The 25425-nt window shown below is 69.9% G+C and carries 18 protein-coding genes and 1 other RNA gene; 15 read left to right on the top strand and 4 right to left on the bottom strand.

The features are described from left to right. Positions 1–8: 8 nt before the first annotated feature. Both ACIPC1_RS32405 and ACIPC1_RS32400 read right to left on the bottom strand, forming a co-directional pair. Positions 9–1424: an ABC transporter substrate-binding protein gene (locus ACIPC1_RS32405; protein ID WP_402523435.1), complete on the bottom strand. Its 1416-nt coding sequence runs from the start codon at positions 1422–1424 to the stop codon at positions 9–11. Between the two features lie 738 nt (positions 1425–2162). Next, entirely contained in the window at positions 2163–5825 is a 3663-nt protein-coding gene (locus ACIPC1_RS32400; protein ID WP_402523432.1) for an FHA domain-containing protein, read from the bottom strand. Positions 5826–6267: 442 nt separating this feature from the next. On the opposite strand from ACIPC1_RS32400, the gene ACIPC1_RS32395 reads away from it, so the two are divergent. From ACIPC1_RS32395 to ACIPC1_RS32380, 4 genes are all read left to right on the top strand, one after another. Then, positions 6268–7959 (top strand): protein kinase, encoded by a 1692-nt coding sequence (locus tag ACIPC1_RS32395; protein WP_402523430.1) that lies wholly within the window; start codon positions 6268–6270, stop codon positions 7957–7959. A gap of 126 nt (positions 7960–8085) precedes the next feature. Beyond that, positions 8086–9330: a serine/threonine-protein kinase gene (locus ACIPC1_RS32390; protein WP_402523428.1), complete on the top strand. Its 1245-nt coding sequence runs from the start codon at positions 8086–8088 to the stop codon at positions 9328–9330. 267 nt (positions 9331–9597) lie between these two features. Further along, on the top strand, positions 9598–10704 hold the full coding sequence (gene prfB / locus ACIPC1_RS32385; protein WP_384375442.1) for a peptide chain release factor 2: 1107 nt from the start codon (positions 9598–9600) through the stop codon (positions 10702–10704). Between the two features lie 304 nt (positions 10705–11008). Then, positions 11009–11839 (top strand): hypothetical protein, encoded by an 831-nt coding sequence (locus ACIPC1_RS32380; RefSeq protein ID WP_402523426.1) that lies wholly within the window; start codon positions 11009–11011, stop codon positions 11837–11839. Between the two features lie 163 nt (positions 11840–12002). On the opposite strand, the gene ACIPC1_RS32375 is transcribed toward ACIPC1_RS32380, so the two are convergent. After that, positions 12003–12194: a hypothetical protein gene (locus tag ACIPC1_RS32375; protein ID WP_402523424.1), complete on the bottom strand. Its 192-nt coding sequence runs from the start codon at positions 12192–12194 to the stop codon at positions 12003–12005. A gap of 376 nt (positions 12195–12570) precedes the next feature. Here ACIPC1_RS32375 and ftsE point away from each other — a divergent pair, with 376 nt between their 5' ends. The 7 genes from ftsE (at position 12571) to ACIPC1_RS32340 (ending at position 17867) form a co-directional block, all read left to right on the top strand. Then, positions 12571–13260, top strand: a complete 690-nt coding sequence (gene ftsE / locus ACIPC1_RS32370; protein WP_384375451.1) for a cell division ATP-binding protein FtsE — start codon at positions 12571–12573, stop codon at positions 13258–13260. 46 nt (positions 13261–13306) lie between these two features. Next, entirely contained in the window at positions 13307–14224 is a 918-nt protein-coding gene (gene ftsX / locus ACIPC1_RS32365) for a permease-like cell division protein FtsX (protein ID WP_384375454.1), read from the top strand. A 67-nt stretch (positions 14225–14291) separates the two neighbouring features. Beyond that, the gene (locus ACIPC1_RS32360) at positions 14292–15482 is read left to right on the top strand and encodes a S41 family peptidase (protein WP_402523421.1); all 1191 of its coding nucleotides are present in this window, start codon (positions 14292–14294) and stop codon (positions 15480–15482) included. 238 nt (positions 15483–15720) lie between these two features. Next, positions 15721–16269 (top strand): SsrA-binding protein SmpB, encoded by a 549-nt coding sequence (gene smpB, locus ACIPC1_RS32355; protein ID WP_384376085.1) that lies wholly within the window; start codon positions 15721–15723, stop codon positions 16267–16269. Positions 16270–16372: 103 nt separating this feature from the next. Beyond that, positions 16373–16760, top strand: a transfer-messenger RNA (tmRNA) gene (gene ssrA / locus ACIPC1_RS32350). Positions 16761–16870: 110 nt separating this feature from the next. Further along, a complete protein-coding gene (locus ACIPC1_RS32345; RefSeq protein WP_402523419.1) occupies positions 16871–17347 on the top strand; it encodes a hypothetical protein in 477 nt (158 codons plus the stop codon). A 28-nt stretch (positions 17348–17375) separates the two neighbouring features. Next, positions 17376–17867 (top strand): hypothetical protein, encoded by a 492-nt coding sequence (locus tag ACIPC1_RS32340; protein ID WP_402523417.1) that lies wholly within the window; start codon positions 17376–17378, stop codon positions 17865–17867. Between the two features lie 113 nt (positions 17868–17980). Here the strand turns inward: ACIPC1_RS32340 and ACIPC1_RS32335 are convergent, their stop codons facing one another. Further along, positions 17981–19324 carry an MFS transporter gene (locus ACIPC1_RS32335; RefSeq protein ID WP_402523414.1) on the bottom strand — a complete coding sequence of 448 codons (1344 nt, stop codon included), beginning with the start codon at positions 19322–19324 and terminating at the stop codon, positions 17981–17983. Between the two features lie 83 nt (positions 19325–19407). Here ACIPC1_RS32335 and ACIPC1_RS32330 point away from each other — a divergent pair, with 83 nt between their 5' ends. From ACIPC1_RS32330 to ACIPC1_RS32315, 4 genes are all read left to right on the top strand, one after another. Next, a complete protein-coding gene (locus ACIPC1_RS32330) occupies positions 19408–20388 on the top strand; it encodes a LysR family transcriptional regulator (protein ID WP_402523412.1) in 981 nt (326 codons plus the stop codon). A gap of 630 nt (positions 20389–21018) precedes the next feature. Further along, the gene (locus ACIPC1_RS32325) at positions 21019–21747 is read left to right on the top strand and encodes a hypothetical protein (protein ID WP_402523410.1); all 729 of its coding nucleotides are present in this window, start codon (positions 21019–21021) and stop codon (positions 21745–21747) included. After that, positions 21747–23969: a glycosyltransferase gene (locus ACIPC1_RS32320; protein WP_402523407.1), complete on the top strand. Its 2223-nt coding sequence runs from the start codon at positions 21747–21749 to the stop codon at positions 23967–23969. The genes ACIPC1_RS32325 and ACIPC1_RS32320 overlap by 1 nt, the downstream gene beginning before the upstream one ends. Then, positions 23966–25243 carry an acyltransferase gene (locus tag ACIPC1_RS32315; protein ID WP_402523405.1) on the top strand — a complete coding sequence of 426 codons (1278 nt, stop codon included), beginning with the start codon at positions 23966–23968 and terminating at the stop codon, positions 25241–25243. The genes ACIPC1_RS32320 and ACIPC1_RS32315 overlap by 4 nt, the downstream gene beginning before the upstream one ends. Positions 25244–25425 lie beyond the last annotated feature (182 nt).

Raw genomic sequence — 25425 nt, 5'->3', positions numbered from 1 at the left:
GGGTGCCGTCAGCTGCTCTTGTACGCCTTGGCGGCGTCGGCCTCTAGCTGTTTCTGGGCGCCCGCGACGTCGGACGGGTCCTTCAGGAAGTCCTGAAGGTCCTTCCACTCACCGATGCCCTGCGTGCCGCCGAAGGCCGCCGGGGCCTGGTCCGACATGTCGAAGCGGAAGTCGTCACCCGCGGCGAGCAGCGCCTTGGCGATGCCCCGGGTGACATCGTCCTTGTAACTGGCCTGGTCCAACTCCTTGTTGGGGGAGAGGAAACCGCCCTGGGCCGCCCAGATCTCCGCCGCGTCCGTCGAGGCGAGGAAGGTCAGCAGTGCCTGGGCGCCCGAGCCGCCCTTCAGCGCCACGGCCACGTCGCCGCCGCTGACCACGGGGGCCTTGTCGCCGACCGCCGGGAACGGGAAGACCTTGGCGTCCGTGCCGACCTTCGCCTTGGTGTCCGCGTTGATGTTCGCCGTCACGAAGTCGCCCTCGAAGACCATCCCCGCCGGGGTGTCACCGGAGAACGTCTGCGTCACCGACTTCGGGAACTCCGTCTGTAGCGCGCCCGAGCGGCCGCCCGCGATCAGGTCGTCCTTGCCCCACAACTCGGCGAGCGTGGTGAGCGCGTCCTTGACGGACGGGTCCGTCCACTTGATCTCGTGCGTGGCAAGCTGGTCGTACTTCTCCGGGCCCGCCTGGGAGAGGTAGACGTTCTCGAACCAGTCCGTGAGCGTCCAGCCGTCGGCTCCGCCGATGGAGACCGCGGGGGAGCCGGCGTCGGACAGCGTCTGCGCGGTGGAGATGAAGTCCGGCCAGGTGGTGGGCGTCCCGGTGATGCCCGCGGCCTCGAACGCCGCGGTGTTGTACCAGACCAGGGACTTGTTGGCGGCCTTCACATAGATGCCGTACTGCTTGCCCTCGTACGCGCCCAGGTCCTTCCAGCCCGCGGAGAAGTTCTTGTCGAGCTGGGCCTGGGCGTCGGGGCCGATGTCCTTAAGCCAGTCCTTCTGTGCGAACTGGTGGAGGACGCCGACCTGGGGGAGGAACGCCACGTCCGGCGGCTTGCCGCCCTCGATCTTGGTACCGAGGAAGGTGGAGGTGTTGTTGCCGGTCGGCACGAAGTTGACTGTGGCGCCGGTGCGCTTCTCGAACTCGTCGAGGACCTTGGTGAAGTTGGCCTGCTCCGGGCCGGTCCAGACAGCCGCGACTTCGAGGGTCTGCCCGTTCAGTTTGGGGAGTTGGACGGAGGCGCTGCTTTCTTGGCCGCCGCTGCTTTCCGTGTTGCCCGCGTTGTCGTTGCTGTCGCCGCCGCATGCGGTGAGTGCGAGGGCGAGTACGCCTGCGGTTACTGCGGCTGTGGCGGTTTGTGCGGCTCGGGGTGACCTGTGGTGTGTGGAGCTCTCGGGCGACCTGCGTGTACGAAGTGTGCTGCGCATCTTTGCCCCGTTCATCGTTCCTCGTCGAACGTCCGGCGCTGTCCCGTGCGGTCTGGTCTACGCCCGTGTCTGCGAGGGCGGCAAGAGCGCCGACGCTGTCAAGTGAGCGATCGTGACCGCGTCGTGATGTGTTCTGGCCGGGGGTGCGCTGGGCTGGTGCGGGGCTGGTGGGTGCGTTTGCCGTCCGGTGCGGGTGCGCTGTCCGGTGCCGGTGCGTGTGCCGTCTGGTGGGTGGGTCGGGGGCGTGCCGGTACGTCCCGCCCGTCGCCGACGGATCAGACGTCGGGCAGGGTGCGGGGGTTCGGTGACGCGGGCGTACGCGACGGGCATCTGGACGTACCGGCACGCCCCCTTCCGTCGTCGTTCGGCTGCGGGTCGTGGGGCGGCGGCAATGCTTTTCGGCTCCGGCCCGGTGGTCTGCGGTCGGCAGCTCGCGGTCTGCGGTGTTGCGGTGTCCCTCACCCGCCCGTCGGGGCTCCACATTTCGGTCCCGGGAATTGTCTTCAGCCTGGCCGAGCAGTCTGCGGCTTGTCCGGCGTGCTTGAGGGCGGGTTGTGCCGTCCCGATCCCCACCCGCCCGTGGGGGCGGCGTTTCAGCCTGTCCGGCGTTTGAGGACGAGGCCGTTCAGGCCGGTGTGGGGGTCTGGGGGTCTGGGGGCGGTAGCCCCCGGGAACAAGGGACGGGTAGGGGCGGAGGGGGCGAGGAAAGGTTGTTGTGGTCGGCGTTCGCGTCGGGGGTTAGAGGAGGGAGGGGACTTCGGTGGCGGACACTGAGCGGGCGGCGCGTTCCAGGGCGCTGGCCAGGAGGGCCAGGTCTGTGGGGCCGTTGCCGAGTTCGCGGACGGGGCGGCGCGCCGGTGGGTCGCCCATGCGGTGCCACTCCAGGGGGACGACCGTGGGTCGAAGGGTGGCCGTACGGGGGATACGCCCCGTGACCCGCCCGGCCTGGAAGGGTGTGACCCGCCCGTCGGGGCCGAGCAAACGCCCCCGCCCGGGCGCGGGTTCGTCCGGCCCGGGCACCGACGCCGCCGCGTCAAGAGTGACCCGCAGCGCCGCGGAACGACCCAGCTCGGAATCCCCGGTACGCCCCTCCACACCCGCCGCCGCCACGAGATGCACCCCGAGCCGCTGCCCTTCACGGGCAACCGACTCCAGAGCTCGTACGACCGACCCGGCCGAAGGCCGCCCCAGCGACCCCAACGCAGGGGAAAGCAGCGCGTCCAGGTCATCGACGACCACGACGAGACGAGCCAACGCCGGCCCTGGCTCCGTACGCTCCCGCGCCGCCGCCGGCCGCAACCGCAGCGTCGAACTGGGCTGCGCGTCGAGTTCCCCGGCGCCGGACGAGCCACCGGCCGCCGATCGCTGCGTGACTATCCGCCCCGACACCTCGCGCCGGGTGTGCCACTCCGTGAAGTCGAGACGTCCGAGCAACTCCGCCCGCCGCTTCAGCTCGGCGCTCAGCGACTGGGCGAACTCCCGCATCCGTACGGGGTCGTTGGCGGCGAGGTGCGTGGTGACATGGGGGAGGTCCGTGCAGACGCGCAGCCCCTCGCCCTGCCCGGCGACATTGCCTCCGGTGCCGTCCCGCCCGTCTATGAGGACGATCCCGAGCCGGTCCGGGCGCTCGGCGGCGGAGAGGGAGGCGGCGATGGAGCGCAGCAGTTCCGTACGACCGCTGCCCGACGGGCCCTCGATCAGCAGATGCGGGCCCTCGGCGGCGAGGTCCACACAGACGGGCCCGCGGGGACCGGCACCGAGCACGGCCCAGCCGCGCCCGCCCAGCGTCTCCGCGTCGTCGCCCGCGTCGGCCCAACGGGCCATCAACGACGCCGGGGTGGCCCGCGCCAGCCCCAACTCGTCCAGCAGCCGCGCCATTTGAGGCAGTGGCACGGACACCCGCACATGCCGCTCCCCCTGCGCACCAGCACCATCCGTACGCAAGGGAGCCAACGCCCGGGCGAACCGCTCCGCCCACGCCACCGACACGGCGTCGACCGCGGCGACCGTGCCACGGCCCACGGGCCCACGGGTCACGGGGCCGGCTGGCAGGTGTCCGGAGGAGGTGGGGAGTGGGGAAGTGGGGCTGAGGGGGGCGAGGCGGGTGGAGCCTCCGTGCGTGGTGCCTCCGTGCATGGATCCGGCTTCGGTGCGACCTGCGTGTGGTGCCGCCGAGCCGCCGGTCTGGGGCGGTTCGGCGTGTGAGGGGGCGTCGTGTGCGGGTCCGTGCCCGTGGCCGGCATGCGCGGGGCCGCTCCCCGTGGTCCCGCTGTCCTTGGACCCGGCATGGGGGGATCCGAAGCGTGCGGACCCGGCGTGCGTGGACCCGGGATGCGTGTTCTCGGGATGCGTGGCCGAGGAATCCGTGGCCAAGGAATCCGTGGATCCCGAATACGGGGTCTCGCCCCGGCCTGGAGTCGTCGCCTCCGGTGACCCTGCCGGGGCCACCCGCAATAGCCGCAGCGCCGTCGCCACATCTCCGCTGAGCAGCGCGACCGCCCCGCACTCCCGGAACGGCGGTGACGTCACGCACGCCGCCTCGTAGGTGTCCGTCACCGGGGACGCGGGTGAGGCGGATGCCGTCTCGGCGAGGCAGATGACATGGATGCCGGCCCGCGGACCCTCGTGGGCCAGCCGTGCCACGGACTCCCGTACGTCGGCGCCTCCGGGGTCGCCGTCCACGACGACGACCGTGTACGGGCCGTCGAAGGCGCCGTCCGCCGGGTCCTCGTCGCGGGCCCACGAAGGGCGCCGGGCTCCGCCGGGATGGGGGGTGTCGGGCGTCGGCGGGTGGTCGTCCAGGCGGCGGAGGAGTTCGTCGGTGCGGGCCGTGGCCTGTTCGCGGTCGTAGGCGAGGAGGAGGCGGCAGTCCTGGCCGTGGGTGGGGCGGAGGTGGGGGAGCCAGCCGAGCCAGGACCACTCGGCGGTGCGGTCCTCCACCGTGCGGGAACGGTCCGCGCTGAGCAGGACGATCTCCAGCACGTCGGGCGAGTGCAGCGCGGCGAGTTGCGCCACGACCGCGCGGGCCAGCCCCATGAGCCGGTCCCGCGGGCCGGCCAGGCCCAGCGCGCCGGCCTCCCGCAGGTCGGCGGTGACCGGCACCGCGGGCAGTAGGCCGGAGCCGTCCGGCGCCGCCCGGTCGGCCGTACCCAGCCGGACCGTCAGTGTCTCCGGGTGCCCCGGACCGCGTTCCCACAGCCGGGGTCCCGGTCCCAGCGCGGTGAGCAGCAGCATTGCCGGGTCGGGCCAGCTCTCCGGTGACTGCGTCACCGGAAGGGGGTGCTTGTCTTGTGCGGTTTCTTCCTCGTCGTACGGGTCCTGCCCGGCCTCTGCCGGCTCTGCGCGTCCGCCGGCCAGTCGCCGGGCCCATGCGCCGAGTCCGGCTCGCTTGCGTACGCCGGAGGGTACGTCCGTGTCCCTGGGGGGAGTGCCTTTCCGCCCGCCCATGCCAGGAGCGTCCGCGTCGGCCGGGTCGTCGCTGTCCGTGCCTTCACCGGGAGGGGCGGTGGTCGTACCGGAGGATTCGCTGTTCTCGATCCGCGGGGCCCTGCCCTGTTCCGGCACGGCCGGGCCGTGCTCCTGGGCGGCGGTGATGCCCTCGGCCGACCCCCACTCCGCGGATCCGTAGGCGTGATGTGTCTCCCCGCCGGGCGGGCGGCTGGCGCCTGCGTCTCCCGCGCGCGCGTGGGGCACGCTCGCCGTTGGCGCGGACCGTGCCTGTCCGCCGCCGGGCGCACTGGCACTGCCGGTATCGCCCTGGACGGGCACCCGGACATGCCCTTCCCCGTCGGGTGTCGTCGCCACCGGCCTCGTACCCCCGGGGAGAGCGAGCCTCAGGGCCGACTCGCCGACGCGCAGGAGCGCGCCCGGGGCGAAGCGGACCGGGCGGGTGCCCACGCGGGTGCCGTTCAGCACGGTGCCGTTCGTGGAGCCGAGGTCGGCGACCGAGACGCGGCCTTCGGGGGTGACCGTGATGGCCGCGTGCAGGCGGGAGACGTCGGGGTCGTCCAGCGGTACGTCCGCGTCGGCGGAGCGGCCGATGCGGATCTGGCCGCCGTGCAGCAGGTGGACGCCGCCCGCGTCGGGGCCCGCGACCACCTGGAGCTGGGCCGCGACGTCGTCCACGTCGGGACCGGGCTCCGCGGGGGAGCCCAGGGACAGCACGGCGCCGTCCGTCAGCGGTGGCTCGCCCACCGTGCAGCGCTGGGCGTCGAGGCGCTCGGCGCCCGCGTACAGCACGACCTGGCTGTCGCTTGCGCCGACCGCCGAGGCCAGACCGGACGCCACCGCCGCCAGTGCCGTCCCGGCGGGGGCGGTGACCAGCACATCGCAGGTCGCGGCACGCCCCCGCGGCTCCGGGGGCGGGCCCAGCGGGTCTACGACGGTCAGCCGGATCTGCATCGCCGTCAGAGGTCCCTTCCGCGCGGGTGTCCGCGACGAGGACGAGGCTGCGCTGTGGTCCCTCCACCGCAGATTCCCCCACCGCCTACGGGCACGTCGGCCAGTAAGGAAAGCATCCTCGCACCTGCCACTGACAACACGCCCGCCCCCCACCCGTAAGTGATCTTGATTGGTCGGCTCTGCCCGGAAAAGTTCCTGACCAGTGCCCTACCCGTGTCCGACCGGTACCCGCTTGAGATCGGTCACGTTCACGTCTCGGCAACCAACGGACCAGACCGAGCGTCTTTCCATCGAACATGTACGGCAACTGGTACGTAAGCGACTATGAGGCGCACGGGACGAGGGGGGCAGCACAGGAGGACGACAGCCCGGTGCTCTGCACCCCGGCACTAGAGTGGGTCGGAATCAGCAGGCGAGAAGCAAGCAACAGGGAGCGCATGACGTGCGGCCGGTAGGGAGCAAGTACCTCCTTGAGGAACCGCTGGGACGCGGCGCCACAGGCACCGTCTGGCGCGCCCGCCAGCGGGAGACGGCGGGCGCCGAGGCGGCGGTCCAGGGCCAGCCCGGCGAGACCGTGGCGATCAAGGTCCTCAAGGAAGAGCTCGCGAGCGACCCCGACATCGTGATGCGGTTCCTGCGGGAGCGCTCCGTCCTCCTCCGGCTGACCCACCCGAACATCGTGCGCGTACGGGACCTCGTCGTCGAAGGTGATCTGCTCGCGCTCGTCATGGACCTGATCGACGGTCCCGACCTGCACCGCTACCTCCGCGAGAACGGCCCCTTCAGTCCCGTCGCCGCCGCCCTCCTGACCGCCCAGGTCGCCGACGCGCTCGCCGCCAGTCACGCCGACGGCGTCGTGCACCGCGACCTGAAGCCGGCAAACGTCCTGCTCACCCAGTACGGCGGCCAGATGCACCCGATGCTGACGGACTTCGGCATCGCCAGGCTCGCGGACTCCCCGGGGCTGACCCGGACCCACGAGTTCGTCGGCACGCCCGCGTATGTCGCGCCCGAGTCCGCGGAAGGCCGTCCGCAGACGTCCGCCGTCGACATCTACGGCGCAGGCATCCTGATGTACGAGCTGGTCACCGGACGTCCGCCGTTCGGCGGAGGGTCCGCGCTCGAGGTGCTGCACCAGCACCTGAGTGCCGAACCGCGCCGCCCGTCGACCGTCCCGGACCCCCTGTGGACCGTCATCGAGCGCTGCCTGCGCAAGAACCCGGACGAGCGGCCCAGCGCCGAGAACCTCGCGCGCGCGCTGCGTACGGTCGCCGCGGGCGTCGGTGTGCACGCGAACTCCGCGCAGATCATGGCCGCGGAGGGCGTCGGGGTGCTGCTCGCCCCCGACCTGTCCCCAGCGACCGTCCCGGGCATGCCCGGCGCCGCCGACCCCACCCAGGTGCTGCCGCAGGGCGCGGGCGCGTACGACCCGAACGCCGCGACCAGCTACCTCCCGCACACCGGCGCCGCCGACCCCACCTCCGTACTCCCGGGCCGTGGTGCGGCCGACCCGACCGCCGTCATGCCGCCCGTGCCGCAGAACCAGCCGGGCGCACCGGGACCCGAGGACCCGCACCCCTGGCAGAGCCAGCTCCGCGCGGCCCGCGACCGCAACGAGCCGACGCAGGTCCAGTACCTCGACCCGAACGAGGACCCGCTGCGCCGCCGCCCCCAGCGGCAGGTCGCGCGGCCCCAGCAGCGACCGCAGCAGGGTCAGCAGCCGCCGCCCGGATACGGATATCCGCAGCAGCAACAGCCGCAGCCCCAGCAGTACGCGCCTCAGCAGCCCCGGCGTCAGCAGCCTCCGCCGCAGCATCAGCAGCCCCAGAGGTACGCTCCCGCGCCGCAGCAGCCGCAGCAGCCCGCCCCGCGTGAACCCCGCGAGCCGCGGCAGCGCAGTGCCAACCCGATGAAGATTCCCGGGCTCGGCTGCCTCAAGGGATGCCTGTTCACCCTCGTCATCCTCTTTGTCGCCGCTTGGCTGATCTGGGAGTTGAGTCCCCTTCAGGATTGGATTGGGACCACCAGGAGTTTCTGGCAACAGCTGACGACGATGTACCACACCGTCTCCGGGTGGGTCGGGGATCTCGGCGGAGGTTCCAGCGGGAGTTCCAGCGGGAGTTCCGGGACGTAATTCGGGACTTCTGGGAACCGACTCTGGGGATTTGTCGACACCCGGCGGGTGATTTCCGGCTCCGGCGTGAAGGTTGGCTCTTCAGGCGCGTACTTTTAGCGACAACACGCGTCCGTAGGAGCAGCCTTGGCACGGAAAATCGGTAGCCGGTACACCGCGAACCAGATTCTTGGGCGGGGCAGCGCCGGCACGGTGTGGCTGGGTGAGGGGCCCGACGGGCCCGTCGCCGTCAAGCTGCTGCGCGAGGACCTCGCCTCCGACCAGGAGCTAGTGGGGCGCTTCGTGCAGGAGCGCACGGCGCTGCTCGGGCTCGATCATCCGCATGTGGTCGCGGTGCGGGATCTCGTCGTCGACGGCAATGACCTCGCGCTCGTCATGGATCTCGTACGAGGCACGGATCTGCGGACCCGGCTGGACCGGGAGCGGCGGCTCGCCCCCGAGGCCGCCGTCGCGATCGTCGCCGATATCGCGGACGCGCTGGCGGCCGCGCACGCCGCCGGCGTCGTCCACCGGGACGTGAAGCCGGAGAACGTGCTGCTCGACATGCAGGGTCCGCTCGGGCCCGGCGGCTCGCACCCGGCGCTGCTGACCGACTTCGGTGTGGCCAAGCTCATCGACTCGCCCCGGCGGACCAAGGCGACGAAGATCATCGGTACGCCGGACTATCTCGCGCCCGAGATCATCGAGGGGCTGCCGCCCCGCGCGGCCGTCGACATCTACGCCCTGGCGACCGTGCTGTACGAACTGCTCGCCGGGTTCACGCCCTTCGGGGGCGGACATCCGGGAGCGGTGCTGCGGCGGCATGTGACCGAGACGGTGGTTCCGCTGCCCGGGATCCCGGACGAGCTGTGGCAACTGCTCGTGCAGTGTCTGGCGAAGGCGCCGGCGTCGCGGTTGCGGGCGTCCGAGCTGGGGGCGCGGTTGCGGGAGCAGTTGCCCATGCTGGCGGGGATGCCGCCCTTGGACGTCGATTCCCCGGACTCCGAGTCCGGGGAGGACCAGGGGTACGAGGAGGCGGAGCCGACCGCGCCGCGGGATCCGTCGCCGGTGCGGCGGGGGGCTGTGCCGCTCGTGCCGGGGGCTGTGTCCGACTCGAACCGGGACACCCATACGTCGATGCGGGTGCCGGGGCCGGATGAGCTGGCGGGGGGTGCGCGGGGGACGGCGCGGGTGCCGCGGGCCGCGGGGACGCCGCGTCCTGGGTCCGCGCGGCATCGGGCTTCCGCTCGGCGGCGGCGGATCACGCTCGGGACGGCGGCCGTCGCGCTGGTGGCCGCGGTGGGTGTCGGTACGTGGCTGGCCACCTCGGGGGAGGACGGCGGGTCCACGCCGTCGCCGGACACGAAGAACTCGGCCCCGGCGGCCCCGTGAACCTGGTTTTCTCCGCCCTCTCCGCCCTCTCAGCCCCCTCCGTTCCTTCCCGCCCCTTCCCGTCCCTTGTTCCTGCGGGCTGCCGTCCCCAGGCCCCCGCTGTCGGCCTGAACGGCCTCGTCCTCAAACGCCGGACGGGCTGAAGATCTTCAGCCCGTCCGGCGTTTGAGGAGCGGGGTCTGGGGCGGAGGGGGCGAGAAATCCCTCCTCAGCCCCACCCCCGACCGAGCGGACGGCCCCGGTTGTCGTTGCCGTTACGCTGGAGGCGTGGCAGTCGTCGATGTATCCGAAGAGCTCAAGTCCCTCTCCTCGACCATGGAGTCGATCGAGGCCGTCCTGGACCTCGACAAGATGAGGGCAGATGTCGCCGTGCTCGAGGAGCAGGCGGCCGCGCCGTCCCTGTGGGACGACCCGGACGAGGCGCAGAAGATCACCAGCAAGCTGAGCCACCTCCAGGCGGAGGTCAGGAAGGCCGAGGCGCTGCGCGGGCGTATCGACGATCTGAGCGTGCTCTTCGAGATGGCCGAGGAGGAGGACGACCCGGACACCCGCGCCGAGGCCGAGTCCGAGCTCACCGCCGTCAAGAAGGCGCTGGACGAGATGGAAGTACGGACCCTGCTCTCCGGTGAGTACGACTCCCGCGAGGCAGTCGTCACCATCCGCGCCGAGGCCGGCGGCGTCGACGCCTCCGACTTCGCCGAGAAGCTGCAGCGCATGTACCTTCGCTGGGCGGAGCGCCACAACTACAAGACGGAGCTCTACGAGACCTCGTACGCGGAAGAGGCCGGCATCAAGTCGACCACCTTCGTCGTGCACGTTCCGTACGCCTACGGAACGCTCTCCGTCGAGCAGGGCACCCACCGGCTCGTCCGGATCTCCCCCTTCGACAACCAGGGGCGCCGCCAGACGTCGTTCGCCGGTGTCGAGATCCTGCCGGTCGTCGAGCAGACCGATCACCTCGAGATCGACGAGTCCGAGTTGCGTGTGGACGTGTACCGCTCGTCCGGACCGGGCGGCCAGGGCGTCAACACGACCGACTCCGCGGTCCGCCTGACCCACCTCCCCACCGGGATCGTGGTGTCCTGCCAGAACGAGCGCTCCCAGATCCAGAACAAGGCCAGCGCCATGAACGTCCTCCAGGCCAAGCTGCTCGAGCGGCGCCGCCAGGAGGAGCAGGCCAGGATGGACGCCCTCAAGGGCGACGGTGGCAACTCCTGGGGAAACCAGATGCGTTCGTACGTCCTGCACCCGTACCAGATGGTCAAGGACCTGCGCACCGAGTTCGAAGTCGGTAACCCCGAGGCCGTGTTCAACGGTGAGATCGACGGTTTCCTCGAGGCCGGAATTCGCTGGCGCAAGCAGCAGGAGAAGTAAGCGGGAGCTTTGAGACCGCTTTGTCGACAAGGCAACTGCCGTCACATCGACGGCAGTTGCCTTTTGTGTGTGGGTTGTCTGGGTTTTACATCACAGTCACATGACTCACGCCAGTCAAATGATGTTGATCCGGACATCGCGTACGCAACGACCTTGACGTTGCTTTGAAAAGTGGGGATGGTAACGCGAGGCATGCGTATCTCTGGGGCGCATGTGAACCGGGGGGCTTGAGTAAGGCCTCCTGTGACGCCATGGCCCCGTTGCGCTGCTCCACTCACGATGAGCTACTGGGGGTAGCAAGCAGATGACCAAGAAGACGCGGATCCGTGTGGCACGGATAGCCGCTGGTGCCGTGATCGCCGCCGGCGCCTCGCTGACCGCCGCGGGAGCCGCTTCGGCTCTGGACGTCGGCATCGAAGCAGGGCCGATCAGTGTCAGCGTGGGCGACGGCGGCACCGGTGACGACGGTGGCGCGACGACCGGCGGTGACACCACGGTCGGTGCGACGACCGGCGACACGACCGGTGGTGGTGACACCACGGTTGGTGCGACCACTGGTGAGACGACTGGTGGTGAGACGACCGGCGGTGAGACGACCGGCGGCGAGACCACCGGTGGTGCGACGACCGGTGAGACGACTGGTGGTGAGACGACCGGCGGTGACACCACCGGTGGTGCGACGACCGGCGAGACGACCGGCGGTGACACCACGGGTGGTGACACCACGGGTGGTGACACCACGGGCGGTACGTCCGGTGGTGGCGACACGACCGGCGGTACGACTGGTGGTGACACCACGGGCGGTACGTCCGGTGGCGACGACACGACTGGTGGCACGACTGGTGGTGACACCACGGGCGGTACGTCCGGTGGCGACGACTCGACCGGTGGTTCCTCGACCGGTGGCACCGACACCGACGGTGGCAACAACCCCGTCGAGCAGGGCGAGGGTTCCTCGTCCCTGACCGACACCGGCTCCGACACCTCGGCCCAGGGCTCGGGCGGCGAGCTCGCCGAGACCGGTGCCGCGGAGACCACCTTCCTGGTGATCGGCGCGGCCACGATGATCGCCGGCGGTATCGGCTTCCGTCTGCTGCCGCGCCTCATGGGCGGCCGCGGCGGCGCAGTCGCCTGACGCACACGTGCATGAAGGAGGGCCCGGAGCGTCATGCTCCGGGCCCTTCTCATGTTCAGTCCGGTCTCACGTCAGCTCTCCGGGCCGCGGTGCCGGCGGGCGACTCCGGGCGTCCTTCGGACATGGGGCGCGGTGGCCGCCGTAACGCCGGAATTCGTGGGTCTCACACCGTCTGGTGGGCCACCAGTACCAGTGCCGCGACCAGCACGGCCAGCAGTGAAATCAGTGCCATGGGGTTCAGACCGGCGAACGGGCTCTCCTGCTGGAGTCGCTCCCGGTTCGCGCGGCAGACGCGGCAGCGACCCTCGCTCACAGGCCCCGCGCAGTTCGCGCACACCAGTCGGTCGTACGTCATGCGCTTGCCCTCCTTGCGCCGGCTCTCCGCTGACATAACGCTGCGGGGAACGCAACCGTTCCCCCTCCACTGTGCCAGGTTCCGTGGATTTCGGCTCGGTTCCCCTTATCCTGCCCCGACGCTCCGCTGGTTAGGCCGTCGCTCTCGTCGGGGTGGCTGACGTTTTGTCCCGCGGCTGCGGGTGCGTCGTGGTTGCTCGCGCAGTTCCCCGCGCCCCCATGGGGCGCCCCCGTGACGCGGCGTTTTCATGGCGGGGCGCCTTCACGACCCACACAAAAACGCACAACCCACACGCAACCGCGACCGGCGACTGCGCTCGCCCATCCGGTTCGCGTATGGTCACGCACATCTACCCCCGGCGACCCGTGGTGCATCCGTGATCCGATTCGACAATGTCTCCAAGGTCTACCCCAAGCAGACCCGTCCCGCTCTCAGGGATGTCTCTCTTGAGGTCGAGCGCGGCGAGTTCGTGTTCCTCGTGGGGTCCTCCGGCTCCGGAAAGTCCACCTTCCTGCGGCTGATCCTCCGCGAGGAGCGGACCAGCCACGGCCAGGTGCACGTCCTGGGCAAAGACCTCGCGCGCCTCTCCAACTGGAAGGTGCCGCAGATGCGCCGCCAGCTGGGAACCGTGTTCCAGGACTTCCGGCTGCTGCCGAACAAGACGGTCGCCGAGAACGTCGCCTTCGCGCAGGAGGTCATCGGCAAGTCGCGCGGTGAGATCCGCAAGTCCGTGCCCCAGGTGCTCGACCTCGTCGGCCTCGGCGGCAAGGAGGAGCGGATGCCCGGTGAGCTGTCCGGTGGTGAACAGCAGCGCGTCGCGATCGCGAGGGCGTTCGTGAACCGGCCCAAGCTGCTCATCGCCGACGAGCCGACCGGAAACCTCGACCCGCAGACCTCCGTCGGCATCATGAAGCTGCTCGACCGCATCAACCGGACGGGCACGACCGTGCTGATGGCGACACACGACCAGAACATCGTGGACCAGATGCGCAAGCGCGTCATCGAGCTGGAGGGGGGCCGTCTCGTCCGCGACCAGGCGCGCGGCGTCTACGGCTACCAGCACTGACCGCGACACTCCCGCACCTGTCCATGGAAAGGCCTGAGTAGACGCCATGCGCGCCCAGTTCGTCTTGTCGGAGATCGGAGTCGGTCTCCGCCGAAACCTGACCATGACCTTCGCGGTCGTCGTGTCGGTCGCCCTCTCGCTCGCCCTGTTCGGCGGCTCACTCCTGATGAGCGACCAGGTGAGCACCATGAAGGGCTACTGGTACGACAAGGTCAACGTCTCGATCTTCCTCTGCAACAAGAGCGACGCGGAGTCCGACCCCAACTGCGCCAAGGGCGCGGTCACGGCCGACCAGAAGAAGGAGATCCTCGGCGACCTGGACAAGTCCACGGTCGTCGACTCGGTCACCTACGAGTCGGCGGACCAGGCCTACAAGCACTACAAGGAGCAGTTCGGCGACTCCCCGCTGGCCGCGTCCCTCACACCGGACCAGATGCAGGAGTCGTACCGGATCAAGCTGAAGGACCCGGAGAAGTACCAGGTCATCGCGACCGCCTTCGACGGGCGTGACGGCGTGCAGTCCGTGCAGGACCAGAAGGGCATCCTGGACAACCTCTTCGGGCTGCTCAACGGCATGAACTGGGCCGCCCGCGCGGTCATGGCGATGATGCTCGTCGTCGCGCTGATGCTGATCGTCAACACGGTGCGCGTCTCGGCGTTCAGCCGACGGCGTGAGACCGGGATCATGCGCCTGGTCGGCGCCTCGGGCTTCTACATCCAGGCGCCGTTCATCATGGAGGCGGCCGTCGCGGGACTCATCGGCGGCACGGTCGCGTGCGGCTTCCTGGTGATCGCGCGGTACTTCATCATCGACCACGGTCTGGCACTGTCCGAGAAGCTGAATCTGATCAACTTCATCGGCTGGGACGCCGTTCTCACGAAGCTTCCGCTGATCCTCGCGACGAGTCTGCTGATGCCGGCGCTGGCCGCCTTCTTCGCGTTGCGCAAGTACCTGAAGGTGTGACGCATGACAAGGGGGCCGTACTGCCAACCGGCGGTGCGGCCCTTCGCGTTGTCCTAGACTCACCGGCATGTCAGGCCGTGACCTGTTCTGTGAGCCCCGCCGCATCCGCCGCGGGGCCGCCCTGACATTGCTTTTCGCCAGCGTCCTCGTCGCCGGAGCGGCCACCGGGTCCTTCCCCGACCCCGGCCGGAAATCCACTGCCGAGCCCTCCGCGGCTTCTTCCGGGGACCGCTCGACGTCCACGAGCGACCAGCAGGACGTCACCGAGGCCGCCGAGGAGGCCATGGCCGCCGGGAAATCCCCCATGGAGGCCGCCGAGCGTGCCGTCAGCCGCAGCGGCGACCGCTGGGGCGCGGTCTACTCCGAGGGCGAGTACGAGGAGTTCGAGGAAGCCCTCGACGGCCAGTACACCGGCGTCGGGCTGTGGGCCAGGCGCGAGAGCGACGGACGTATCGAAGTGACCCAGGTGCAGGCCGGCTCGCCCGCGGCCGTCGCCGGGATCCGCAAGGGCGACCTGCTGCGCAGCGTCGACGGTGCGAAGGTCGACGGCCGTCCGGTGACAGAGGTCGTCTCCTTGCTGCGCGGCGACGCGGAGGACGCAGCCGCCGGTACGGAGGTCTCGCTCGGTCTGGAGCGGGGCACGCGCGCGTGGAGCGAGACGCTGCGCCGGGCCCGGCTGTCCACGGACTCGGTGACCGTGCGCAAGCTCGCCGACGGCGTCACCGTGATCAAGGTCGACGCGTTCACCAAGGGCTCGGGCGATCTGGTGCGGACCGCCGTCGCCGCCGCGCCCCAGGGTTCCGGGATCGCCCTCGACCTGCGCGGGAACTCCGGCGGCCTGGTGACCGAGGCCGTCGCCGCCGCCTCCGCCTTCCTCGACGGCGGCCTTGTCGCCACGTACGACGTCGACGGTGCTCAGCGCGCCCTGCACGCCGATCCCGGCGGGGACACCCGTAGACCTCTGGTGGTGCTCGTCGACGGCGGCACGATGAGCGCGGCCGAGCTGCTCACCGGCGCTCTCCAGGACCGCGGCCGCGCGGTCGTCGTGGGCTCCCAGACCTTCGGCAAGGGTTCGGTCCAGATGCCCAGCCGACTGCCCGACGGCTCCGTCGCCGAGCTGACCGTGGGGCACTACCGCACCCCCTCCGGACGCGGCGTCGACGGGCAGGGCATCACTCCCGACCTGGACGTGGACGCGCAGGCGCAGGCACTGGAGCGGGCCGAGACCGTGCTCAGCGGGCTCGGGGATCCTTCGTAGCCGACGGGACGACCCGACCGGGTGACCTGTCGAAGCCGGCCGGGTGACCCTTCGTAGTCGATGGGGCGACCTGTCGTAGTCGACGGGGCGACCTGTCGTAGCCCACGAGGACGACCCTTCGTAGCCGACGAGGACGACCCTTCGTATCCGACAGGGCGTCCCTTCATAGCCGACCGGCACGGTGCCCGGTAATCGGCTTTCCCTCCTGCCCCTCTGTAGTGCGAAAATGGCCAGCACTATGAGCAAGGGAATGTACGTACCGAAGGAGTCCCAGCCGAAGCAGGGCGGCCAGGCGGGATCCGGCAAGGTCAAGGACGGCAAGCGCAAGATCGTCGCGCAGAACAAGAAGGCACGGCACGACTACGCGATCGTCGACACCTACGAGGCCGGGCTCGTCCTGACCGGCACCGAGGTGAAGTCGCTGAGGCAGGGCCGCGCCTCGCTGACCGACGGCTTCGTCCAGATCGACGGGAACGAGGCGTGGCTGCACAACGCCCACATCCCCGAGTACAGCCAGGGCACCTGGACGAACCACACCGTGCGCCGCAAGCGCAAGCTGCTCCTGCACCGCGAGGAGATCGACAAGCTGGCGTCGAAGTCGGAGGAGACGGGTCACACGATCGTGCCCCTCGCCCTGTACTTCAAGGACGGCCGGGCGAAGGCCGAGATCGCGCTCGCCAGGGGCAAGAAGGAGTACGACAAGCGGCAGACCCTGCGCGAGAAGCAGGATCGGCGGGAGTCGGACCGCGCGATCGCGGCGGCCAAGCGGAAGCAGCGGAGCGAGTAGGCGCGCGTCGGGCGAGCGGGAATACGGCTGGCGCCGTCGTGCGTTGTTCACGTACGATGGACCCTGCACCTCATAGCGGGTGCGCGCATTGAAAAAACAACATGGGGATGATCGGTTTCGACAGCGGCTGTCGAAGCAGGTGAAGCGAGCCGAGGAAGCGGCAATGATCTCGTTAACCATATGTCGCAACCAATAATCGCCAATTCAAAGAGCGATTCCCAGTCCTTCGCCCTCGCTGCCTAATAACAGCGACTGAAGGACCCTAAAAGGGTGTCAGCCCGGGAGTGTTCCCGACCCGGATCCTGGCATAATCTAGGGAACTAAACCGCCGAGCCCGGTCACGGGGTTCGGTGGGAAATCAAACAGTGACTGGGCCCGTCGGAGACTTGTTCGCGAGATCGCCGGGGCCGAGAAAATCACAGCGAACTGCGCTCGGAGAAGCCCTGATTCTGCACCGTTGGACGCGGGTTCGATTCCCGCCATCTCCACTCATCCCATGTTTTGTATGAATGCAGTGTTTTGTATGAATACAGTGGCAAGGCCTCGTCGCTTTCGAGCGGCGGGGCCTTTGTCATGCGGCGAGAGGTACTAAACCCGGCTCATGTTCCTCCTCTATCTCCTGCCCCGGCTGCCCCGCGAGATATCCCTCGCCGTCTTCGGGCTGGTCGTCGGCCTCTTCCTGGCCGTCCACGGCGGCATGCAGGCCTACGCCGAATCGACCGGCGTCCCCGGAACCATCCATGTCAGCGACTGCAACCACGCCGAAGGCGGCTGGGACGAGCTGTGGACGGAAGGCTGGGCGTGCGAAGGGCAGTTCGACGCCGACGACCGCACCGTCCACATCGCCGGCGTGGCCGTCGACGGCATCCTCGACTCCCGCCCGGACGCCTCGCTCGCCGCCCTCGTCGACGGGCCCGGCGCCCACACCGCTGCCCAGGACGGCGCCGGCGCCTGGAAATGGCCGGCCGTCACCGGCGTTGTCATTCTCGCCTTCACTGCTTGGCGGATCCGCACGCTCACCTTGCTGTTCCGGCTCCGCCGGGCCGTACGGGCGGCCGACGCCGCCGTAGCGGCCTGATGCCCCATTTCCGAGAGAGGTGATCCGCATGAGCGGCCCTGCGAGTCCCTTTCCTCCAGGCGACTCCGGTGGACGACCGGCACTGACGTTCCGACTGGGGGCGCTGCAGGTTGCTGCCCCCATTCTGGGCGGGCTGCTGGCCGGCACCGCGTTGGCGAACGTCCTCCTGGTGGTCACCGCCGGTGAGTACATGACGTCGGGGGAGCTGCGGTCCTGCCTTTCCGCGGTCGTGATCGCGAGCCTGGTCGTTCCGGCCCTGCCTTCTCGCTACGGAGTCGAGCTCACCCACAACTGGCTTGTCGTCCTGGGGAACAGGCGTCGCGAGATCGCGTGGCGGGACATCATCGGCCTGGAGATTCGGAAGACCGCCGGGATCCGGACGGTCATCGTGGTGGTGGCTGACGGGCGCCGGATACTGCTCCGTGCGCCGATGTCCCTCCTGGACCGCCGCTTCGACCACAAGGCCCAGATCCTCACCGACTGGTGGGTCGCGGGCCGGGGTGGACCCTACGGCGGGTAGCCGCCGTCCTTCTCCTGTGTGCAGAACATCGCAGCCGACCTGCGCACCTGCGAGGCTGAATCCGGCGCAGGCACTCGAAGGCGACCTTGGTGAAAGGGCTTCGGCGCGTTCGGTCAAGCCGTGGACGCCGTGGACGCCGCGGCCGGAAGGGCGATCAGCACCGCCAGTGCCGCCGCCGCAACCGGAACCCCGTACCCCGCCGTCACCGACACCCGCTCCACCACCCACCCCCCGACCGCCGCGCCGCACGCGATCCCGCCGAGCAGGCCGGTCACCGCGAGGGTCATGCCCTCGTTCAACCGGCCCTCGGGAGTGCGGCGTTGGACGAGGGCCATGCCGGTGACCATGGTTGGGGCGGTCGCCATGCCGGCGAGGAGGAGGGCGGGGGCGAGAACGAGGAGGGAGCCGGTCAGGGAGGCGGCGAGCAGGGGGAGGGTCAGCAGCGCTGCCATGACGGCGACGCACCTCACGTAGCGCCGTTCGGCGGGACCGGTCGGCTTACGGGCCCCGTACAGCAGGCCTGCCACGCACGAGCCCGCGGCCTGGAGAGCGAGAACCGCCCCCGCCGCCGACTGATGGCCCCGCGCGTCCGCGAACGCGAGCGTGACGACTTCCATCGAGCCGAAGACCGCGCCGGTGGCGAGGAATCCGAGGAGGAGCGGGGGCATTCCGGTTGCCCGGACAGGGGACTTGGTGTTCGTACGTCGCTGAGGTGGCGGTTCCGTCGAGCGCTGGGCGGCGAAGAGCAGGACGCCCGTCATCATCAGGACGCCCCCGACCAACGTGCCCGCCTCCGGGAACAAGGTCCCGCAGAGGAAGGCCGCGAGGACCGGACCCAGCATGAAACACAGCTCGTCCGCGGCCTGTTCGAAGGAGTTCGCGGTGTGCAGGGCCTTGTCGTCGCCCTTGTGGAGGTGGGCCCAGCGGGCGCGTGACATGCCGCCGGTGTTGGGAATCGTGGCGGTGGCGGCGTAGGAGACGAACAGGGTCCAGTCGGGCGCTCCGTGGTGCACGCACAGCATCAGCGCGATGGTGCCAAGGAGGGCGAAGGCCGTCGCGGGCACGGCAACGCGCGCCTGACCGTGGCGGTCGATGAGCCGCGCGGTCCAGGGAGCGACCGCCGCCGTCGCCGCCAGACCCGTCGCGGTCACGGCACCGGCGAGCGCGTAGGACCCCCGCGACCCCGCGATCATGATGACCGCGCTCACACTGAACATGCCCATGGGGAGGCGGGCGAGGAGATTCCCGAGAGTGAAGGCGCGGGTGCCGGGAGTGCTGAAGAGGCGGCGGTACGGGCCCGGTTGGCGTCCTTGCTTGCGGCGCGGGCGGAAGTCGGTGGCGGCGAGGGTGTCGGCGGTGACGGTGGGGAGGGTGTCGGTGGTGACGGTGACGTGGGTGTCGGCGGTGACGGTGAGGAGCGGCAAGTGCGCCTGCTCGGAGGGCTGTTGCGGCGGCATGGGTCAAGCGTCGCGTCGGGCGGTGCCCGGGGTCCAACACCTACTCCGTGGTGATTGACGCACCTGGGTTGTAAGTTCGCGTGGTGTCCGCTCAGCAACCGATCCTTGATCCCCGTCTCCTCCGCGCTTTTCTCGCCGTCGCCGAAGAGCTGCACTTCACGCGTGCCGCCTCCCGTCTCTACGTCGCCCAGCAGGCCCTGAGCCGGGACGTCCGGCGCCTGGAAAGGGAGTTGGGCGCCGATCTCTTCGTACGCACGACCCGGCAGGTGGCGCTGACGGCGGACGGTGAGCGGCTGTTGCCGTACGCGCGGCGTGTGTTGGAGGCGCAGGACGAGCTGCTGTCCGCGTTCACGCGGGGGCAGCGGGAACGCCCCCTGCTCGTCGACGTCAACTCCCCGGGCCTGGTCTCCGGCCGGGTGCTCGACCGAGCCCGCGAACTCGCCCCCGGCAGCGAACTGATGGCCCGCTTCGAGAGCGGGCTCACCGGCGCGGCGGGGGAGATGCTCGCGGGCCGTCTTGATGCGTCGTTCGGGCGGTTCGCGGGGCTCGACCCGGCGCTGCGGGCCCGGCTGGAGCAGCAGCCCGTACGGTACGAGCCGATGGCCGTCGTGCTGCCCGAGGATCACCACCTCGCCGCACTGGACGAGGTGCCGCTCGCCGCTCTGGCGGGCGAGACCGTATACGCCGGTGCGGGAAATCCGCGGACTTTGGAGTGGACCGACCTGGCCCGCCACCTGTTCGAGGGACGCGGCATCGCACTCGCGCCACCTGCTCCGGTGGCCGTCGGGGCGGAGGAGTTCCGGCGGGTCATGGCGAGGACGCGGACTCCGGTCCTCGTCGTGGTGGATTTTCCGGCCATGGCGGAAACCGTCCTTAAGCCCCTCGTGGACCCCGTCCCCCTGTCACCGGTGTCTCTGGTGTGGCGCAAGGGGCTGGTTCATCCAGGAATTGACGCACTCCGGCGTGCGGCCGTCGAACTTGCGGGCGAGGAAGGATGGCTGCGGCATCCCTTGGACGTATGGATTCCGGCCACAGATGCACTCATCATGATGAGTCCCAGCTGATACCCAGCAACGTGTGTCACTGGCGTGCGCTACATTCAGTGTCCGGGCGCAGTGTGGTAATGGGGGGCGCTGGATCAGGTGGGGGCCTGATCCGGACGACGAACGAGCAAGGCCCGGAGTCGTGTGCGCACCCAGTAACTGTCCCGTGGGGGGATGCGCGTGCACGTAGAAATCTGGCGGAAAGACGCCCAACCGGTCGGACGAGATGTCGATCAGCCGAATGGTCGTGGAGCGGATCCGTCACAGCCGCAGGAGCGTGGAGTGGATCCGGCGCAGCCCCAACCGCAGTCCCAGTCGTATGGAAATGGAAACGGTCCGTTGCAGTCGCGTGACGCCGACAAGTCCTCTATACCGGAGCCCGGCGGGCCGGTGGTCTGGCCGGAGGCCGGTGGCAGAACCTCGTCCTGGCCGCTGATCCAACGACAGGGGTCGAGCGGCGCGGAGCGCGGGTCGGAACCGGAACCGGAACATGGTGGATCGGGACCGGCCTCTGAGTCGGGACCGGCTTCGGAGCCGGAGTCGGCGGCGGAGCCCCGGTCGTCGGGTGCTCAGCGCGGCCCCGCTCCGGAGTACCCGCACCCCTCCTGGGAGCAGCCCGACGAACCGGGCCACACCCATGATCCCCACGAGGTGACGATCCAACTTGACGGCGCCGGACGTCAGTTGGAGGACTGGCTGGTCCAGCAGGCCAAGGGCGAACCGGCGGCCCAGGAGGGCTCGGACGGTCCGGTCTTCGTCGACGCGTCGGGCCGGCGCAGCCGGAGATACCGCCGCCTCGGCATGCTCGTGGGCCTGGCCTGTGCCGTCTACGCCATCGTCATCGTCGTCACCCTCCTGTCGGGCAACTCGAACGCGCCCTGGATCCCGATGCCGGGCCAGCAGGAGGATCAGCCGGCGGGCCAGGTCGACACGTCACCGTTGCCCGCCGAGACGGTCGGCCCGACCGGCACGGCCGACGTCTCGCCGGGCGCGACTGCGACGACCAGTGACGGTACGACGCCGGAGCCGGGCGTCAGCCCGACGCCGGACGCCTCGGCAAGCGCCGCGAACCCGGGCACGTCCACGGACCCGAAGCCCTCGGTGTCCGCCACGGACAAGCCGGACCCGGGCACCAGCACCACGCCGGGCCCGGACCCCGATCCGACCGCCACGGCGACCGCCCCTCCCGACCCCAGTCCTCCGGTCAGCCCCACATTCCCCACGCCGTCGGACAGCCCGGTCGTCGGCGGCGGCCCGGGCGGCGGTTCGGGAGGCGGCCCGGGAAGCGTCGCCGGCGGCTCCGTCGATCAGAACCCCGTAGCGACCCTTGAGCCCGAGCCGAGCACCACCAGCTCCTCGTCCCCGGAGAACATCCTCTGATGGCATCCCGCACCAGCCGTCACGCCTCCGCGCCCCGCGCGAGGCGACCCGAACCCAGCGCCGGGCGCCGACGCCTGCCCATGCGCTATCTGCTGCCGTCGCTCATCCTCGTCGCCCTGCTGGCGATGTTGATGCTGCGCGGTTACACACACAGCGAGATCCTCGCCGACCACCGAGTCCGCCCCCCGGTGTCCTACGACCAGGTGCCCGACAAGATCCTCAGCGGCGGCCCGGTCATCGACACCCGAAGCGGCCGTACGGAGACTCTGAGAGTCCCGGACCACCGTCTCGTCCTCACCTTCGACGACGGCCCGGACCCGAAGTGGACGCCGAAAGTCCTCGACGTCCTGAAGAAACACCATGCGCACGCCGTCTTCTTCGTCACCGGCACCATGGCCTCGCGCTACCCCGAGCTGGTGCAGCGCATGGTGGACGAGGGTCACGAGGTCGGCCTGCACACCTTCAACCACCCCGACCTCTCCTACCAGTCCACGAAGCGCATCGACTGGGAGCTCTCCCAGAGCCAGCTGGCGCTGGCGGGCGCGGCGGGCATCCGTACGTCGCTCTTCCGGCCCCCGTACTCCTCCTTCTCCGACGCCATGGACAACAAGTCCTGGCCGGTGACGAAGTACATAGGGACCCGCGGCTACATCACCGTCCTCAACAACACCGACAGCGAGGACTGGAAGAAGCCCGGCGTCCGCACGATCATCGAGAACGCCACGCCCAAGCGCGGCCGGGGCGCGATCGTCCTGATGCACGACTCCGGCGGCGACCGCCACCAGACCGTCCAGGCGCTCGACAGGTTCCTGCCCCAACTCCAGCACCGTGGCTACGAGTTCGAGAACCTCACCGAGGCGCTCGACGCCCCCAGCGCGAGCACCAAGGTCACCGGACTCGACCTGTGGAAGGGCAAGACCTGGGTCAACCTGGTCCAGGCCTCGGAGAGGACCACCGACGCCCTCGTCGTCGGCATCGCCGTCATCGGCGTCCTGGTCTTCACCCGCTTCGGCCTGATGCTCCTGCTCTCCGTCCTGCACGCCCGCCGGGTGCGGCGCACCGGCTTCCGCTGGGGTCCGCTACCGATCACCGAACCGGTGTCGGTGCTGGTCCCGGCGTACAACGAGGCCAAGTGCATTGAAAACACGGTGCATTCGCTGATGGCGAGCGAGCACCCCATCGAGATCATCGTCATCGACGACGGCTCAAGTGACGGTACGGCCCGCATCGTCGAGGACCTGCGCCTGCCGAACGTACGCGTCGTACGGCAGCTCAACGCGGGCAAGCCCGCCGCCCTCAACCGCGGTATCGCCAACGCCCGTTGCGAGCTCATCGTGATGATGGACGGCGACACGGTCTTCGAACCGGCGACGGTACGCGAGCTGGTCCAGCCCTTCGCCGACCCGACCGTCGGCGCCGTCGCCGGCAACGCGAAGGTCGGCAACCGCGACTCCCTCATCGGCGCCTGGCAGCACATCGAGTACGTGATGGGCTTCAACCTCGACCGCCGGATGTACGACATGCTGCGCTGCATGCCGACGATCCCCGGCGCCGTCGGGGCCTTCCGCCGCTCCGCGCTGGAACGCGTCGGCGGCATGAGCGACGACACCCTCGCCGAGGACACCGACATCACCATGGCGATGCACCGCGACGGCTGGCGGGTCGTCTACGCGGAGAAGGCACGCGCGTGGACGGAGGCACCGGAGTCCGTCCAGCAGCTCTGGTCCCAGCGCTACCGCTGGTCGTACGGCACGATGCAGGCGATCTGGAAGCACCGCAGGGCGGTCATCGAACGAGGCCCGTCGGGTCGCTTCGGCCGAGTGGGCCTCCCCCTGGTGTCCCTCTTCATGGTCCTGGCCCCGCTCCTGGCCCCGCTGATCGACGTGTTCCTCCTCTACGGGCTGGTCTTCGGCCCGACACAGAGGACGATCCTGGCCTGGCTGGGCGTCCTGGCGATCCAGGCGGTGTGCGCGGCGTACGCCTTCCGCCTCGACCGGGAACGCATGACACACCTGCTCTCCCTTCCGCTCCAGCAGATCCTCTACAGGCAGTTGATGTACGTCGTTCTCCTCCAGTCCTGGATCACCGCGCTCACCGGAGGCCGACTGCGCTGGCAGAAGCTCCGGCGCACGGGTGTGGTGGAGGCACCGGGATCGATCCCGCGACAACCGGACCGGGACTTGCGTGACCGGACCTCGAACGATCGGAGGCCGGTCGGATGACGGCGCAGGACTACACGGCGGGTACGACACCGGCGTTGGGGGCGGCGAGGGCGGTGGTGCCTGAGCAGGCGCCGGCCGCGAGTGGTGTTGCGGACGTGGCTCCGTCCGTGAAGAGGCCGGGCCGCGACCGCTACTTGGACATGCTGCGCACGATCGCTCTGGTCCGCGTGATCGCGTACCACCTCTTCGGCTGGGCGTGGCTGACTGTCCTCTTCCCCTCCATGGGCGTGATGTTCGCGCTGGCGGGTTCGCTGATGGCGCGCTCCCTGGGCCGCCCGGCGTGGGGTGTGATCCGCGGCCGCATTCGCCGACTGCTGCCGCCTCTCTGGGCGTTCAGTGCGGTGGTACTGATCCTGCTGTACGCCGGCGGCTGGAACCTGTCGAAGGACCCGGACCACGGCGGCACCTGGGGCCTGGTCGAGATGATCAACTACGTCATCCCGATCGGTGCCCCACCGTTCCCCTGGAGCATCGGCTCCAAGTCCGGCCTGCTGGAGAACACTTGGGCTGTCCAGGCAGTGGGCCCGCTGTGGTACCTCCGCGCGTACCTGTGGTTCGTGATCGCCTCCCCGCTGCTGCTGTGGGCGTTCCGTCGCGCACCCTGGCCCACGCTCCTCGCCCCCCTGGCTCTCACCGCGGTGGTCGGCACCGGCGTGGTGTCGATCCCCGGCGAAACGGGCAACGCCGTCTCGGACTTCGCGGTCTTCGGCGGCTGCTGGGTCCTGGGCTTCGCCCACCATGAGGGCGTCCTGCCGAAGGTTCCCCGCTACCTCGCGATCTCCTGCTCGGCCCTGCTCATGGCCTTCGGCCTGTGGTGGGCGTCGGGCCATCTGGGCCCGGACGGCTGGGACTTGAACGACATCCCGCTGGCCCAGGCGACCTGGTCCTTCGGCTTCGTCGTCATCCTGCTCCAGTACGCCCCGTCGTGGCAGGAGTTGCCGGGCCGCCTGGCCAAGTGGGACAAACTGGTGACTCTGTCCAACAACCGCGCGGTGACGATCTACCTCTGGCACAACATGCTCATCATGGCCACGGTCCCGATCATCGACCTCGCGTACAACCTGCCCTTCATGCAGAGCGAGGGAGCGACCGGCCTGCTGGACTCCACGTACATGCTGTGGATGTTCGTCCTGGTCTGGCCCCTGATAGGCCTCGCGATCATCTCCGTCGGCTGGATCGAGGACCTCGCGGCGAAGCGGAGCCCCAGGTTGTGGCCGACCGGCGCGAAGCGGGGGGCTTCCCCCTCCTCCTCCCGGTCTCGGCGGAAGCCTTGATGTGAGTACGTACTTGAGGACGTACTTGAGTATCTGACGCGGTTGTGGGTGGGCGGCGTGTGGTGAAGGGTGGGTCGGGCGGGGCGGGATGGGTGCCCCTGCGCCCCACCCTCGCCTCGCTGACGCGACCCTAGGAGTGACACCCACGGATGACTCAGTGTCCTGCCCGACTCGGGGCGGTG

The sequence above is a fragment of the Streptomyces sp. NPDC087263 genome (assembly GCF_044744645.1).
Classification (GTDB): domain Bacteria; phylum Actinomycetota; class Actinomycetes; order Streptomycetales; family Streptomycetaceae; genus Streptomyces.
This window is presented reverse-complemented; position numbering and strand designations above follow the sequence as displayed.

Bases quoted from the DNA above. Each gene is read 5' to 3' on its own strand.
- ACIPC1_RS32405 (WP_402523435.1), bottom strand. From the start codon at position 1,424: ATGCGCAGCACACTTCGTACACGCAGGTCGCCCGAGAGCTCCACACAC.
- ACIPC1_RS32400 (WP_402523432.1), bottom strand. From the start codon at position 5,825: ATGCAGATCCGGCTGACCGTCGTAGACCCGCTGGGCCCGCCCCCGGAG.
- ACIPC1_RS32380 (WP_402523426.1), top strand. From the start codon at position 11,009: ATGACCAAGAAGACGCGGATCCGTGTGGCACGGATAGCCGCTGGTGCC.
- ACIPC1_RS32375 (WP_402523424.1), bottom strand. From the start codon at position 12,194: ATGACGTACGACCGACTGGTGTGCGCGAACTGCGCGGGGCCTGTGAGC.
- ftsX (WP_384375454.1), top strand. From the start codon at position 13,307: ATGCGCGCCCAGTTCGTCTTGTCGGAGATCGGAGTCGGTCTCCGCCGA.
- ACIPC1_RS32360 (WP_402523421.1), top strand. From the start codon at position 14,292: ATGTCAGGCCGTGACCTGTTCTGTGAGCCCCGCCGCATCCGCCGCGGG.
- smpB (WP_384376085.1), top strand. From the start codon at position 15,721: ATGAGCAAGGGAATGTACGTACCGAAGGAGTCCCAGCCGAAGCAGGGC.
- ACIPC1_RS32345 (WP_402523419.1), top strand. From the start codon at position 16,871: ATGTTCCTCCTCTATCTCCTGCCCCGGCTGCCCCGCGAGATATCCCTC.
- ACIPC1_RS32340 (WP_402523417.1), top strand. From the start codon at position 17,376: ATGAGCGGCCCTGCGAGTCCCTTTCCTCCAGGCGACTCCGGTGGACGA.
- ACIPC1_RS32335 (WP_402523414.1), bottom strand. From the start codon at position 19,324: ATGCCGCCGCAACAGCCCTCCGAGCAGGCGCACTTGCCGCTCCTCACC.
- ACIPC1_RS32320 (WP_402523407.1), top strand. From the start codon at position 21,747: ATGGCATCCCGCACCAGCCGTCACGCCTCCGCGCCCCGCGCGAGGCGA.
- ACIPC1_RS32315 (WP_402523405.1), top strand. From the start codon at position 23,966: ATGACGGCGCAGGACTACACGGCGGGTACGACACCGGCGTTGGGGGCG.